Consider the following 15,082-nt stretch of genomic DNA (forward strand, 5'->3'; position numbering starts at 1 on the left):
GCGTGAGATTGCCCAGGAACAGCCAGCGTGGGCTGGATTTGCTCAATTTCTTCGTCGGAAACCTACAGGCGTCTTTCGGCTCGTTCATCGCGGTGTACCTGACCGGGGCCCACTGGACGCAGGGGCAGATCGGATACGTCCTGAGCATCGGGTCGATTACCGCCATGGTCAGCCAGGTTCCGGCGGGAATGTTGGTCGATCGCCTGCGCGACAAGCATCGGGTGGCCGCGCTGTCGATCCTGGCGGTGATCTTCTCGTGCCTGCTGCTGGCGATCTTTCCGCATCAATTGCCCGTGGCGCTGGCCGAGGTGCTGCACGGGCTGGCCAGTTGCACGCTGACGCCCGCGATCGGCGCGATCACGCTGGCGGTGGTGGCGGCGCGGGTGCTGCGCCTGCCCGATGACGGCAAGGGGATGCTGGGGGAGCGATTCGGCCGCAATGCCAGCTTCGCGTCGGTGGGCAATGCCATCGGCTCGGGACTGATGGGGGCGGTGGGATACTGGGTGTCGCCCCAGGCGGTGTTCTTCTTCGGCGCCGCGCTCGCGATGCCGGGGCTTCTGGCGCTGATGATGATCGAACCGGCCCAGGCGCCGGCCTCGATCAATACCGCCGCCATCGCCGAGGGCGAGCGGCCGCCGCGCACCAAGGGGGCGATGTGGGAATTGCTGCGCGACCGGCGGCTGTTCGCCTTTGCGATCTGTGTCGCGTTCTTCCATCTGTCGGCGGCGGGGATCCTGTCGCTGGCGGCGGGGCAGGTGACCAAGGATGCGGGCAATATCGCCGAGATCGTGATCGCGGCCTGCATCCTGCTGCCGCAACTGGTCGGCGCGGCGCTGTCGCCGGTCATCGGCCGGCTGGCGGAGACGATCGGGCGCCGGCCGGTGATGCTGGTGACGTTCGCCGCGCTGCCGCTGCGCGCCGCGCTGCTGGCGACGACGACCAACCCCTATCTGATCATCGCGATCCAGTTGCTGGACGGGATCAGTTCGTCGTCGTTCGGGGTGATGATGCCGCTGGTCGCCGCCGACCTGACGCGGATCAGCGGGCGGTTCAACATGTGCATGGGCATCCTGGGGCTGGCGATGGGGGCGGGGGCGAGCTTTTCGACCTCGCTGGCCGGCACGGTGGCCGATCGCTCGGCGTCGCTGGCCTTTCTGCTGCTGGCGGCGGCGGGGGTGGTCTGCGTGGTGCTGGTCGCGCTGCTGATGGGCGACACGGCGCGCCCGGATGCCATGCGGGCATCCGGGGCGGAGGACGAGGCCGTTACGCCAGCCACGCCGGAACAGGCAGGTTCTTCTCGCGCAGGAAAGACGGGTTGAAGAGCTTGGACTGGTAGCGGCTGCCGCCGTCGGACAGGATGGTGACGATGGTGTGGCCGGGGCCCATCTGGCGTGCGACGCGGATCGCCGCCGCGACGTTGATGCCCGAGGAGCCGCCGATCGACAGGCCCTCGTGGAGCAGCAGGTCGTAGATCAGGTCCAGGGCCTCGGGGTCGGGGATGCGTTCGGCGTCGTCGATGGCGATGCCTTCCAGGTTGCCGGTGACGCGGGACTGGCCGATGCCCTCGGTGATCGAACTGCCGCTGATGCTCATGTCGCCGGATTTGACCCAGCCGTACAGCGCCGAGCCTTCCGGGTCGGCCAGGACGATGCGCGGGCGGGCGCGGCCTTCGGCGCGGGCGGCGTCCTCCAGCCCCAGCGCGGTGCCGGCCAGCGTGCCGCCGGTGCCGCACGAGCAGGTGAAAGCGTCGATCCGGCCCGCCGTCTGGGCCCAGATCTCGGGCCCGGTGGTGGCGCGGTGGCCCTCGCGGTTGGCGAGGTTGTCGAACTGGTTGGCCCAGACCGCGCCGGTTTCCTCGGCCAGGCGGCGGGAGACATGGACGTAATTGCCCGGGTCGCGGAACGGCTTGGCCGGAACCAGCCGCAGGTCGGCGCCGATCATGCGCAGGAAATCGATCTTCTCCTGGCTCTGGGTCTCCGGCATCACGATCACCGAGCGGTAGCCGCGGGCATTGGCCACCAGCGTCAGCCCGATTCCCGTATTGCCCGCCGTGCCCTCGACCACCGTGCCGCCGGGCTTGAGCAGGCCGCGCCGTTCGGCGTCATCGATGATCGCCAGGGCCGCGCGATCTTTCACCGAGCCGCCGGGATTCATGAATTCGGCCTTGCCCAGGATCTCGCAGCCCGTCAGGTCTGACGCGCGCCGCAGGCGGATCAGCGGCGTGTGGCCGATCGCGGCAGTCATCCCGGGGGATGAGGTTGCCCAGCCGATCGGGGCCGGATTTGCACTTTGGTCCATAACGCAGCACCTTCTCCGCAACGTGCGTGGCGGCTGTCGGCCGCCGGAATGCGCCTGGCCGGGGCCGGGCGCCCGTCAGGCGCACAATGTGCATTTCTTGCGATGGGACACAAGATGATCGAGGACGTAGCCCCCACCGAAACCTGGGACGCGCTGGGCAGCCGCCCGCAGGCGCAACTGGTCGATGTCCGCACCGATGCGGAATGGATGTTCGTGGGCTTGCCCGACCTGGCGTCGGTCGGCAAGCAGGTGATCCCGGTGTCGTGGCAGACGCTTGGCGGCGCGCCGAATCCGCGTTTCGTCGAGCAGCTTCAGGCGGCAGGGCTGACGCCGGAGCATGAGATCCATTTCATCTGCCGGTCGGGCGCGCGCAGCCAGTCGGCCGCCATGGCGGCGCGGATGGCGGGGTTTGCCCATGTGTTCAACGTGGCGGGTGGCTTCGAGGGGCCGCTGGATGCGGAGGGGCATCGCGGTGCCACGGCCGGGTGGAAGGCCGACGGCCTGCCCTGGCGCCAGAACTAGGGCCGCGGGGGCGCGGCCGGATCGTCGGCGGGAAGGCCTTCAGGACGCCTTGCGCAGCGCGGCGCCGGCGGTGCGCTCCAGGCGCAGATAGCGGGGGATCGACAGCAGCAGGGGGACGGCGACGACCAGGAACGCCCAGTGGAAATCGGTGGGGGTGAAGGCGTCGGTGGAGGGGTGCTCGCCCCGCAGGAGGGCGGTCAGCCGCAGGGTGAGGGCGGCGAAGGCGACGCCCATGCCGATGCACATCTGCTGGTTGACGCTGAGCAGCGTGCTGGCGGCGCCCTTCTCCTCCGTGCCGATATCGGCGTAGCCCAGGGTTGCCAGCAGCGTGTACTGCATGGAGCGCGTGACGCCGCAGCCCAGCAGCACCAGCAGCAGGAGCGTGACCGGCGTGGCGGGGACCATCGTGCCCGCCAGCATGATGAAGGCCGCGCCCAGCGCCGCGTTGACGGCGGCGGTGGCGCGGAAGCCGACGCGGGTGAGGATGCGGGTGGTGAACATCTTCATGCCCAGGTTGCCGAGCGCGAAGGCCAGCATCAGCGACCCGGCGCGAAAGGCGCTGAGGCCGAAGCCGACCTGGAGCAGCAGCGGCACCAGATAGGGAATGGCGTCGATCGTCAGGCGGGAGAGTGTGCCGGCCAGCACCGTCACGCCGAAGGTGGGGTGGCGCATCAGCCGGAAATCGAGCAGCGGGTGGGGCTGGCCCGACGCGTGGCGCAGGGTGGCGGTGCCCAGCAGCAGGCCGCCGCCGAACAGGCCGCAGGCCAGCAGGGGACTGGCCTGCGTGTTGCTGGCCAGCTCGGTGCCCAGCAGGATGGCCGTGAGCGAGGCGCCCCCCAGCAGGAAGCCGCCCCAGTCCAGCGGCCGGCGCTCGCCGAACTGCTGCGGCACCACGGCGAAGATGACGCCCAGCACCGCCAGGCCCAGTGGCAGGTTGATGAAGAAGATCCAGTGCCAGCTTGCGAAGGTGACGATCATGCCGCCGACCGTGGGGCCGACCACGGGCGCGGCCACCGCCGGCCAGGTGATGGTGGAGATGGCCTGGATCATGCGGCTGGTTTCGGTATTGCGCACCACGATGAAGCGGCCGACCGGCACCATCATCGCGCCGCCCAGCCCTTGCAGCACCCGGGTGGCGATGAACGTGCCGACGCTGCCGGCGAAGCCGCACAGCACCGAGGCAGCGGTGAAGATGGCGACCGCCGTGGCGAAGATCGTGCGCGAGCCGAAACGGTCGGCCATCCAGCCGCTGATCGGGATGAAGACCGCCAGCGTCAGCATGTAGGCCGTCATGCCCAGGCTGAGTTCGTTGGGGCCGACATGGAAGCTGCGCGCCATCGCGGGCAGGGCCGTGGCGATGATGGTGGAGTCGAGATACTCCATGAAGAAGGTGGCGGCGACGATGTAAGGCAGGATCGGCATGGCGGGACCATACCGCGCCACGGGAGCGGGGGCCATGGCGGGATGGCCGATCGGGCCGGCCGGGCTTGTCACGAGTTTATCACATTTCGCGCATGGGGAGCGTGCTATCGACGCGCCGTCCTTGTGCGACTGGGTGTGGTCCATTGCGTCCCGAAGAACGAAATCGTTGGCTGGCGACCCACATCCTTCCGCATGAGGGGGACGTGCGGAGCTGGCTGCGCCGGTTTTCGGGGATCGAGATCGACGACATCATCCAGCAGGCCTGGGTGGAACTGGCCGAAGCCGATCCCGCGTCCATCAGATTTCCGCGCGCGTGGTTTTTTGGTGTGGCGCGCAATCTGGTTCTTCAACACTATCGCAAGGCACGGATCGTTTCGTTCGATTCCCTGACGGATTTTTCCGGCGCGGAGATCCCCGACCTGGGGCAGGCGGTCGAACGGTCGGTGACCGCGCGGCAGGAACTGCGTTTTCTCGACCAGGTGGCGCGCGATCTGCCCGACCGGTGCCGGGACGTGTTCGTGCTGCGCCGCTTTTATGGATATTCACAACGCGAATGCGCGCTTCACCTGAATGTTTCGGAGAATGTGGTCGAAAAGCAGCTTGCCAGGGCGCTCAGGATCGTCGGTACAGCCTATGCCGGCCGGGATCTGCCGGGACAGGGCGGACAGCGAGCCGGTGACGCCCGCAAAGGAAAATCCAACGCCTGACGCCATCGCCGCCGACTGGGTGACGCGCATGGACCGTGCCGCGCTGACGGCGGGGGAGCAGGAGGCGCTGAACCGGTGGCTGGGTGCCGATATCCGTCATCGGGGCGCGATGATCCGCGCGCAGGTGGTCTGGCAGGCGACGGAACGCGCGGCGGCGCTGCGGCCGGGCGCGCTGCCCGCGCCCGTGCTGCCTGCGCCCGTGCCGCCTGTCGCGGCGTCGGCATCGCCGCCCAGGCGCCTGTCGCGCCGGGCGATGGTGGCGGCTTCGGTGGCGCTGGCGATCGGCGGCCGGGCGGCGCCGTCGCGGGAGATGGGGCGCTTCTATACCGTGCGCGACGCGGCGCCGCGTTCGGTCGGGATCGCGGGCGGGACGGTGCGGCTCGACTGTTTTTCCGGCCTGCTGGTCGGGCGGGAGGCGGCGCTGCTGCTGGAGGGGCGGTGCGTGCTGTCGAGCCGGCGGGAGGCGCGGCTCGATGCCGGCGGGCTGAGCTTTCGCTCGGTCGGGCAGGTGCAGGTTTCGACGGGGGGCGACCGCACGAGCGGCCTGCTGCTGTCGGGGCATGCCGTGGCGATCCGGCGGGGCACGGGCGAACGCTTCATGCTGCGCGCGGGGGATTGCCTGACCCTGGTGGCGGATGAGCCTCCGCGCCTGCGTGCCCTGACGGCGGAGGAACTGGCGCACGCGACCAACTGGCAGCGCGGCGTGGTGGAATTGCAGGGCGAGACGCTTGGCGATGCCGCCGCGATCTTCAACCGTTATAACGGAAAGAAGCTGGTGGTGCATGGGCAGGCCGGGGGGCGCGTGCTGATGGGGTCGTTCGCGCTCGACGACCCGGATGCCTTCGCGCGGGTGGCGCACGCCGTGCTGCATGTCGATTATGTCGCATCGGCGGGGCGGCTGGATATGTTCTGAACATCTGTCCGGGACCGTGGGCCGGCGGCGATCCATGCCCGTCGTCATTTAAGTTTCACAAAAACGGGACGCGGAAAACAGGGGCGCGAGGCAACGCATCATTGTCTTCCACCCTATGAAAAGCCCGGATAGATCCAGTGAAAAGAAAGACCCCGCGTTCTCGTTCCGCGTTCGGTGCCGCTTTTCCTTTTCCGCCCGTTCTTGGCCTCGCCGTGGCCGCGATGGTCGCGCTGCCGCTGGTGCCGCCGTGCGTGGCGGCCGCGCAATCGGTCGCCGTGACGGATTTTTCCATTCCGGCGCAGGCGCTGTCCTCGGCCCTGACGCAGTTCAGCCGCCAGTCGGGCGTGCATGTGGCCGTGGACGGGAAGGACGTGGAAAATCTCCGCTCCAGCCCGGTACAGGGGAAAAAGACGCCCGAGCAGGCGCTTGACGACATGCTGGCGGGCACCGGGGTCGTGGTCCGGGCGAAGGCGGACGGGGTGTGGATGCTTCAGCGCGCCGCCCGGGCGGCGATGACGCCGGCCGGGCTGCCGGAAGGCGAGGCCGTGATCGTGACCGGCCGTGCCTCCACCCGCCGGCAGCGGAAGATCGATGCCAGCTATGCGATCACGACCATTTCGCAGGAGGATCTGCGCGTGCGCGGCACGTCTTCGGTCTCCGAGGCGTTGAAGAACACGCCGGGTTTCTGGGTGGAGGCCTCGGGCGGCGAGGTGGGGGCCAATATCCGGGCGCGCGGGATTCCGGTGGACGGATACGGGTCGGTCCAGCTTGAGGAAGACGGGTTGCCGATCCAGTCGGACCCGGCGCTGGGCTATCTGAACGCGGACGATTCGTTTCGCATCGACGAGACGATGAAGCAGATCCAGGTGGTGCGCGGCGGGCCGAGTTCCATCGTGGCGCAGAACGCGCCCGGCGGGCTGGTCAATTTTCTGTCGCGGCGGGGGACCAGCAGGCTTTCGGGCCTGGCCAAGCAGACATTCGGCGATGACGGGCTGTATCGGACCGATGCGTGGCTGGGCGGACCGGCGGGGGCGTGGCGCTGGAGCCTGGGCGGGTTCTACCGGGTGGAGAACGGCGTGCGCGACCCCGGATTCCGCGCCAATTCGGGCGGCCAGATCCGCGCCAATATCAGCCGCGATTTCAGCCATGGCGGCAGCGTCTTCGTCGATTACAAGCATCTGGACGACCGGACGGCGTTCTTTACCGATATTCCGGTCACCTACGACAAGGCGGGGAATATCGCGTCGCTGCCCGGCTTCAATGCCAATACCGGCGACTATTCGTCTTCCGTGCTGGAGAATGCGTATCTGCCCGGCCCTGGCGGCAGCACGAAACATATCGACCTGCAAAGCGGCATTCATATCAACCTGAACCAGGTGACGGCGGGGTTCAGGCACGATCTGGCCGATGGCTGGCACCTGACGGACACGTTCCGCTATCGCGCGATGAACGCCACCTGGACCGTGCTGTCGCCCAGCGCGGTGACGGATGCCGACAAGAGGCTGGCCGGCCTGGGCGATGCCGGGTCGATGTTCGCCGGGGCCACCGGCTGGCAGTTGCGGTATGCGAACGATCCCGCCCAGCCCTTTTCCTCGTCCCTGGCGGGCAACAATTACGTCACCGATGCCTCGCTGCGCGCCGTGTGGATCAACGAGCATGAGGTCATGAACGACTTCAAGCTGGAAAAATCCTTTGCGTTCCTTGGCCATCACGATGTGGCGGCGGGAGCGTTCGTCACCTATTTCAACGAGGATTTTACCCGCTATTCGGCCAACCTGCTGCTGGATACCACGCCGCACGCCCAGCTTCTGAACATCGATGCCGTCAATGCCGCGGGCGATGTCGTCGGCTCGACCACGCAGAACGGCTATACCCGCTACGGCACGGAATTCGCCAACGGGAGTGGCGACGATACCGACGTGGCCGGGTACGCGACCGACGAATGGGCCATCACGAAAAAGCTGCGCGTGGATACCGGCGTGCGCTACGAGGCGCAGCGGACCAGCGGGCTGGTCGAGGGCAGCCACAGCGTGGTGGCGGGCGCGGCGCCGTACCTGTCCAACATGCTGTCGGGCAACGGGGTCTACACGCCCTATCATGCGGGTTTCGCCGGGTTTGGCGGTACGATCGGCGTGAATTACCAGCTTCAGCCCAATCTGGGGTTTTTCGCCCGCTTTACCCGCGCCTATCGCCTGCCCAGCCTGGCCTCGTTCATCACCAATCCGGTGGCGGTGCCGATCACGCAGAAGATCTTCATGTATGAAGGCGGCGTGAAATACCAGTCGCGCTATGCCGATCTTTTCCTGACCGGGTTCAATACCGACTATCCCAGCTACGCGATCAACAATCTGGTCTTCGACGTGAAGACGGGCTCGTACAACCAGCAGGCGATCACCGCCACCACCCATACGTATGGGCTGGAATTCGAGGGGACGATCCGCCCCAGCCATTATTTCGACATCGTGTTTTCCGGCACCGCGCAGAATGCGCGCTTCGGCAGGATGCGCTACCTGGTGTTGAACAACGGGGCGCCCAGCCTGCTGGACTATACCGGCAACCATCTGCTGCGCACGCCGCCGGTGATGTTCCGCGTGACGCCGCGCCTGCATCTGCTGGACGGCAGGCTGCTGTTGCAGGCCGATATCGAGCATTACGGCCTGCGCTATGCCGACGTGGCCAATACCCAGCGCCTGCCGGCCTACACGGTGATCAATTTTGGTGCGACCTATGCGATCACGCCTTATCTGACCTTCAATCTTTCCGGCGAGAACCTCAACGACTCGCTGGGCCTGACGGAAGGCAATCCGCGCTCGGGCGAAGTGCTGAGCTCGCAGGCGGGGCAGAACGTCTTTCTGGCGCGGCCGATCCTGGGCCGGAATTTCCGCCTGTCGCTGATGGGCCAGTTCTGATGCCCGTCCGGTTTCCCCGCCGCGCCGGCAGGGCGGTGGGGGTCGGTCTCGCGGTGCTGCTTGCGGCATGGGCGCGGCCCGGCGCCGCCGGGGCCGAGGAGGGGATGCGGCTGGACCAGATCCAGGTGATCGGGTCGCACAACAGCTATCACGCCGGGCTGGCGCCTTCGATCGCGGCGTTGCTGGCGCGGCGCGACCCGCGATCGGCGCAGGGGCTGGATTATGCCCACGCGGACCTGCCGACGCAGTTCGATCATGGAATCCGGCAGATCGAGCTTGATATCTATGCCGATACCGCCGGCGGGCGCTTCGCGCACCCAAAAACGGCGCGCTGGCTGGCGGAGGCGGGCCTGCCGCCCGCCGATACGGGCGATGGCGCGGTGATGCGGCGCCCCGGCTTCAAGGTCATGCATATTCCCGATATCGACCAGCGGGCGACCTGCCAGCCCCTGCTGGCCTGCCTGCGGCAGGTGCGGGCGTGGTCGCTGGCGCATCCCGGCCATCTGCCGCTGTTCGTTCTGCTGGAGATCGAGCAGGGCGCGCGCGCGCCGCTGACCGAGCCGGAGCCCTTTGCCGCGCGTACCTTCGATGCGCTGGATGGGGAGGTGCGCTCGGTCTTCGCGCCCGGAGACTTGCTGACGCCCGACCAGGTGCGGGGCGATGCGCCGAGCCTGCGCGCGGCCGTGGCGGCGCATGGCTGGCCGGCCGTGGCGGCCGCACGGGGGAAAATCGTCTTTCTGCTGGACCAGCGGTCGAACCGCGACCTGTACCTGGCCGGGCATCCGGGCCTGCGTGGGCGGATGGCCTTTACCAACGCGCCGCCCGACGCCGACGACGCCGCCTTCACCGAACTGAATGACGGGCCGCCGGAGGCGATCGCGGCGCTGGTGCGTCGGCACATGCTGGTGCGGACGCGCGCCGATGCCAACACGATGGAGGCGCGCCGCGGCGACCCGGCGCGCCGCGATGCCGCCCTGGCCAGCGGCGCGCAACTGGTCAGCACCGACTACCCCGATTTCGAGCCCGCGCGCTGGACGGGCTATCGCGTGGGATTGGAGACCGGGCTTGCGGCGCGCTGCAACCCCGTGAGCGCGCCGGCCGGGTGCCGGGATGCGGCGATCGAGCCGCGCGCGCCCGAGGCCCCGCGCCTGCGCCGGCTGGTGCTGGTGATGCGGCATGGCCTGCGCTCGCCCTTGGCCGACCAGGTGCCGTCACGCACGGTGATCGACCATATCTGGCCGGAGTGGAGCGGGACGCCGGGCGACCTGACCGAGGCGGGGGTGGCGCAGATGCGCGGGCTGGGCGCCTGGGAGCGCGTGCTGATGGCCGGCAATGACGGGACGGGCATGGCGGCGGCCGGCTGCCCGGCGCCCGGCGCGCTGCGGCTGCGGGCGAATGCCAGCCGCCGGACGATCGCGAGCGCCGAGGCGTTTGCCGCCGGTTTCGCGCCCGGTTGCCCGGTTCCGGTCGTGCATGGGCCGATCGGGGTGCCGGATGGGGTGTTCTCGCCGCTTGAGGCCGACGGGACGGGGACCGACCTGCGGGCGCTGCTGCCACGGTTGCGGGCGGAGGCGGCCGCAGTCGGCCTGCTGGCCGGGCCGCCACGCGAGGGGCTGTCGGTGTTGCGCCGTCTGGCGGGGTGTCCGGGGCGGGGGACGTTCTGCGCCGACGACAGCGCGCCGGCGGTGCTGGATGTCGACGGATCGGGGCGACATCTGACGCTTTCCGGATCGCTGTTGCCGGTGTCGTCGGCGGCGGAGGCGATCATGCTGGGGGCGCTGTCCGACCTGCCGGCATCGCGATTTGCGTGGGGTGTGGTCGATGATCGCGACCTGGCCCGCCTGTCCCAACTGCATGCGGCGATGCTGCATGCGATGACCGGCCTGTCGGCGCTGGCGCCCGTGCTGAGCCGCCCCCTGGGGGCGGCGATCGCCGCAGACCTGGCCCGTGCCGACGGGCCGGCGCTGACCGTGTGGATGGGGCATGACGGCACGATCATACCGTTGCTGACCCGGCTGGGCGTGCATGTGCATGCGCCGGGCTATGCGATGGACGACGTGCCGACGGGCAGCGCGCTGGGCTTTGCCCTGCTGACCGATGCGCGGGGCGGCCACCCGGCGGTGCGGGTGCAGTTTCAGTCGCAGACGCCGGACGGGGTGCGGGACGGGCGATATGCCCCGGACACGGCGTACCTCGCCCTGCCGGGCTGTGGCGGGGCGGTGGCGTGCCCGCTGGCGACCTTTACCCATCTTCTGGAAGGGACATTGTGACCGTGAGCCGATATGTCGTCCTTGCCTGCGCGCTGCTCGGGCTTGCCGGTGTCGTGGCCGGCGGGCCGGCGCGCGGGGAGGATCTGGTCGACCTGGTGCATCCGCTGATCGGGACCGGTGGCGGGCCGATCGGCTATGGCCGTACCATGCCGGTGGTGACGCCGCCGTTCGGCATGACGGGCTGGGTGGCGCAGACGCGGCAGAGCGGCCATCCGGGATTGTCCTATTATCACAAGGACCGGTCGATTTCCGGCTTCGTCGGGACCCATCAGGCCGCGCTGTGGATGGGGGATTATGGCGAGGTGGTGATCATGCCGGAGAGCGGCGCCGCGCGGAGCGGGGTGGCGGAGCGGGCATTGCCGTTCAGCCATCGCGACGAGGTGGCGCGGCCGGATTACTATCGGGTGGTCATGGGACCGGAGGGGCGGGCGATCCGCGCGGAGATGACGGCGGCGGCGCATGCGGCGCTGTTCCGCTTCACCTTTCCGGCGGGAGCGGCGCGGCGGGTGATGGTCGAGGCCAGCCGGCCGGGATATGCCGGCGGCGTGCGGGTGGACGAGGCGAAGGGCGAAATCACGGGATATGATCCCCGTCGTTCGGATGCCGACCTCGGCCCGCTGAAGCTGCCGCAATTCCGGGGTTATTTCGTCGTGCAGTTCAGCCGGCCGGCGAGGATGAGCGTGTATCCGGCGATGCCCCCGCCCGACGGGGCGACGGACCGGGAGAGGGGAGCGTTCGCGACGTTCGACCCCGGGACGGATGCGGTGGAGGTGCGGGTGGGCACGTCCTTCATCAGTGTCGAGCAGGCGCGGGAGAATCTGCGGCGGGAAATCCCGGGATGGGATTTCGAGGCCGTGCGCCGGACGCTGCATGACGCCTGGCAGGAGAAGCTGGGCAGGATCGCGGTGGAGGGGCTGGACGACGCGCAGCGCCACATCTTTTACACCGCGCTGTACCATGCGCTGCTCTATCCGAGGTCGCTTTCGGAATATGGGCGCTATTACGGCGCATTCGACGACCGGGTGCATGAGGGCGCGAGCTATACCGACTTTGCCACCTGGGACATCTTCCGCGCCGAGTTCAGCCTGCTGACGCTGGTGGCGCCGGAGCGTGTCGGCGGGATGATCCAGGCCCTGTTGCAGGATTACCGGCAGGGGGGATGGATGCCGAAATGGCCTAATCCGTCCTATACCAACATCATGATCGGCACCCATGCGGATTCGCTGGTCGCGGAGGCGATCGGCAAGGGGTTCGCGGGCTTCGACCGGTCGCTGGCCTGGGAGGCGGTGCGCAAGGATGCGACGGTGCCCCCCGACGGCGATGCCACCAATGACTGGCGCGACCGCAAGCCGGGTACGCCCTACGAGGCGCGGGGTGGCCTGGGCCATGCGCTGCGCCTGGGCTATATCCCCGCCGACCGGACGGCGGAGGCGGCATCGAGCACGCTGGACGACGCCTATGACGATTGGTGCGTGGCCCAGGTGGCGAAGGCGGTGGGCCGGCGAACGGAGTATGAGCATTTCCTGCGTCGGTCGATGGATTACCGGACCCTGTTCAACCCTGCCACGGGCTTCATGCAGGCGCGGAAGCTGGACGGGTCGTGGGCCGGGCCCGACGCCGGGTGGACCGAAGGCGGAAAATGGGTCTACACCTTCGACGTGCTGCACGATGTCGGCGGGCTGATCGGGTTGATGGGCGGACGGGCGGCGCTGGCGGCGCGGCTGGACCGCTATTTCGACGGCAATTACGACTGGCACAGCAACGAGCCGTCGCATCACGTGCCGTATCTCTACGATTTCGTCGGGCAGCCGTGGAAGACGCAGGCGCGGGTGCGCGAGATCATGCGGACGGAATATGCCGACACTGTGTCGGGGCTGGATGGCGACGACGATTGCGGACAGATGTCGGCGTGGTACGTGTTTTCCGCACTGGGGTTCTATCCGGTCAATCCGGCCTCGGGCGTCTATATGATCGGGTCGCCGCTGGTGTCGCGCGCGCGCCTGCGGATGGCGGACGGGGCGGTGTTTACCGTCGTCGCGGACCGGAATGGCGCGGATGATCCCTATATCCGCTCGGCGATGCTGGGGGGGGCGCCGCTGCCGGTGCCCATGCTGACCTACCAGGACATGATGGCGGCCCGCACCCTGCATCTGGTCATGGCAGCGCGGCCGGGCCGCTGGGGGGCGCGATGGATCGCGCCGGGCCTGCGATGATGAAACAGATGATGAGGCATGCGCTGCTTTTCCTGTTCGTCGGTCTTTCCGGCGTGTCGGCCCATGGGCAGGCGCCGGCCGGGTTTTCGGGGACCTGGCGCCTGGACGCGGACGAGAGCGACTATCGCGACCTTCAGCAGCCGGAGCAGCGGACGGACAGGATCGTGGACCGTGGCGACCGTGTGACGGATGTCATCACGGCCATGGCGCGGGGCAGGACGCAGCATGTGACGCTGGACCTGCCGGCCGATGGCCGGGTGGTGCGCCTGCCGGAGCGGACCGTGCTGGGCACCGGCACGCTGCGGACCGTCGCCCTGCGCCGGGACGGGGCGGCGCTGGTCGTGACGCAGGAGGTACGGAACGGCGATACCGTCCGCGTCATCGTGACGCGATGGGCGCTGTCGGCGGACCGGACGCGGCTGGCGATGCGTGTCGGGTCGGACGATGACGGGCCGGACCTGGGGACGCTGGTTTTCGATCGCGCGATGCCAGGGACGCGCTGAACGGAACGCGATCCTGTTTCGATGTGCGATGGATCAGGAACCGGAGGCGCGCAACCTCGTTCGTGCGGTCTGGAGCGGATGCCGGGGGCGCGGCGGGCGCGGTCAGTCGTGCGGGGGAAGATAGTCACGGGTAATTTATTTGTGGCCGTATATATTATTAAAATATTAATATATGGAAACACTTATCGTGAATGATAATAAAAATGTCGATAGATGTTCCGCCGCCTTCATTCTTCAATAAAAGATCCGCCCTGGATTCCGGCATATCGTTTCCGCCCCATTCTGCCGATGGCATTCCGGCGCATCCCGATCCGTTCGACGAGGAATGGTGGATGGACGCGGCGACCAATGGGCGGTTCGACATTATCGAAATATGCCGCGACGGTGTGCTGCGTGTGAGCATGCCGATCTTCGTATCGAGACGGCTGGGATTTACCTGTATCAGCATGCCCGTTTATACGCGGACGTTGGGGCCGCACTTTTATCTGCCGCCGTCGAAGCGATTCAAGCGCGCGCAGACTGTCAGGAACCTGACGGAGGAACTCGTCGGCAGGCTGCCCCGGCATGACAGTATCAGAATTCGCCTCGCCCCCGGCGACGAATCCGTCTTCGGCTTTTCCCTGCTGGATTTCAACTGCGACCAGCTTTTTACGTTTCGCGTTCCCTGCTCGTCGGATCTCGATACGGTATGGAAAAACTGTGATCAGAAAAATGCGCAATGCGATCCGGTCGGCGCAGAAGCTGGTTACGGTCACCTATGGATTCGATTTCGCGGAATTCGTGCGGATATCGCTGCTGAACAGGGCGAAAGACGAGAACAGGAACGATTTCGAGGCGATGGAGCGCATTTTCGATGCGGCCAGCGCCAGGAAACAGGCGGTCATCGTGACGGCGCGGACCGACGATGGAAAGGGCGTCGCGGCCGTCATGATCGTATGGGGGGGCGCCAATGCCTATTTCTGGCAATCCGCGCGCGATCCGTCCTGCGGCATCGGGGGCGTGAATGCGCTGCGGCTCTGGACGTCCATCGAACTGGCCGGCCGGATGGGACTGACCTTCGATTTCGACAGCTATGGATCGGTCAAGAGCGCGAAATTTCTTGCCGGGTTCGGGTTGCCGCCGCTGGCGCGGGTCGAAGTCTCGCGACAGATCGCGTCCTACCCTGGTAAACTGTTCAAGCTGGCGAATGGCCTGCTGTTGCGGCGGGCCCGCGCGGCGGCCGATGCCGTGCGACGGTGAGTGTCCCGCACCTGAATGTTTCTAATAAGCAACATACTGTGCTGAATTTGCAACGGTGTGCGTGGTAAGCATGGAGAGATGGATGG

Annotated in this window: 12 protein-coding genes; 9 read left to right on the forward strand and 3 right to left on the reverse strand. The window is 67.8% G+C overall.

The genetic code is table 11. The features are described 5' to 3' along the window. The first annotated feature begins 2 nt into the window (after positions 1–2). Complete coding sequence (locus tag HLH48_RS06195) at positions 3–1,319, forward strand: MFS transporter (RefSeq protein ID WP_264813166.1); 1,317 nt, start codon at positions 3–5, stop codon at positions 1,317–1,319. Here HLH48_RS06195 and HLH48_RS06200 read toward each other — a convergent pair. After that, entirely contained in the window at positions 1,264–2,298 is a 1,035-nt protein-coding gene (locus HLH48_RS06200; RefSeq protein ID WP_182996635.1) for a cysteine synthase A, read from the reverse strand. The two genes, HLH48_RS06195 and HLH48_RS06200, sit on opposite strands and share 56 nt — an antisense overlap. A gap of 114 nt (positions 2,299–2,412) precedes the next feature. Here HLH48_RS06200 and HLH48_RS06205 point away from each other — a divergent pair, with 114 nt between their 5' ends. After that, positions 2,413–2,820, forward strand: coding sequence for a rhodanese-like domain-containing protein (locus tag HLH48_RS06205; RefSeq protein WP_182996636.1), 408 nt, complete (start codon positions 2,413–2,415; stop codon positions 2,818–2,820). 39 nt (positions 2,821–2,859) lie between these two features. Here the strand turns inward: HLH48_RS06205 and HLH48_RS06210 are convergent, their stop codons facing one another. Then, on the reverse strand, positions 2,860–4,314 hold the full coding sequence (locus HLH48_RS06210) for an MFS transporter (RefSeq protein WP_264813167.1): 1,455 nt from the start codon (positions 4,312–4,314) through the stop codon (positions 2,860–2,862). A 20-nt stretch (positions 4,315–4,334) separates the two neighbouring features. Here HLH48_RS06210 and HLH48_RS06215 point away from each other — a divergent pair, with 20 nt between their 5' ends. The 6 genes from HLH48_RS06215 to HLH48_RS06240 all read left to right on the forward strand — a co-directional run bounded on the left by HLH48_RS06215 (position 4,335) and on the right by HLH48_RS06240 (position 13,757). Further along, positions 4,335–4,949 (forward strand): RNA polymerase sigma factor, encoded by a 615-nt coding sequence (locus HLH48_RS06215; RefSeq protein ID WP_246387006.1) that lies wholly within the window; start codon positions 4,335–4,337, stop codon positions 4,947–4,949. Further along, entirely contained in the window at positions 4,918–5,862 is a 945-nt protein-coding gene (locus HLH48_RS06220; RefSeq protein WP_182996638.1) for a DUF4880 domain-containing protein, read from the forward strand. Before HLH48_RS06215 ends, HLH48_RS06220 begins: the two co-directional genes overlap by 32 nt. Positions 5,863–5,999: 137 nt before the next feature. Next, a complete protein-coding gene (locus tag HLH48_RS06225) occupies positions 6,000–8,771 on the forward strand; it encodes a TonB-dependent receptor domain-containing protein (RefSeq protein WP_182996639.1) in 2,772 nt (923 codons plus the stop codon). Beyond that, positions 8,771–11,041 (forward strand): Ca2+-dependent phosphoinositide-specific phospholipase C, encoded by a 2,271-nt coding sequence (locus HLH48_RS06230; RefSeq protein WP_182996640.1) that lies wholly within the window; start codon positions 8,771–8,773, stop codon positions 11,039–11,041. Before HLH48_RS06225 ends, HLH48_RS06230 begins: the two co-directional genes overlap by 1 nt. A 2-nt stretch (positions 11,042–11,043) precedes the next feature. Beyond that, the gene (locus HLH48_RS06235; protein ID WP_220795018.1) at positions 11,044–13,254 is read left to right on the forward strand and encodes a GH92 family glycosyl hydrolase; all 2,211 of its coding nucleotides are present in this window, start codon (positions 11,044–11,046) and stop codon (positions 13,252–13,254) included. 8 nt (positions 13,255–13,262) lie between these two features. Further along, entirely contained in the window at positions 13,263–13,757 is a 495-nt protein-coding gene (locus HLH48_RS06240) for a hypothetical protein (RefSeq protein ID WP_182996641.1), read from the forward strand. Between the two features lie 227 nt (positions 13,758–13,984). Here HLH48_RS06240 and HLH48_RS06245 read toward each other — a convergent pair whose 3' ends face one another. Further along, positions 13,985–14,476: a hypothetical protein gene (locus HLH48_RS06245; protein WP_182996642.1), complete on the reverse strand. Its 492-nt coding sequence runs from the start codon at positions 14,474–14,476 to the stop codon at positions 13,985–13,987. On the opposite strand from HLH48_RS06245, the gene HLH48_RS06250 reads away from it, so the two are divergent. Further along, positions 14,469–14,996, forward strand: coding sequence for a GNAT family N-acetyltransferase (locus HLH48_RS06250; RefSeq protein WP_182996643.1), 528 nt, complete (start codon positions 14,469–14,471; stop codon positions 14,994–14,996). The genes HLH48_RS06245 and HLH48_RS06250 overlap by 8 nt on opposite strands. The last annotated feature ends 86 nt before the right edge of the window (positions 14,997–15,082 follow it).

The sequence above is a fragment of the Gluconacetobacter sacchari genome (genome assembly GCF_014174255.1).
In the GTDB taxonomy this organism is placed as follows: Bacteria; Pseudomonadota; Alphaproteobacteria; order Acetobacterales; family Acetobacteraceae; genus Gluconacetobacter; species Gluconacetobacter sacchari.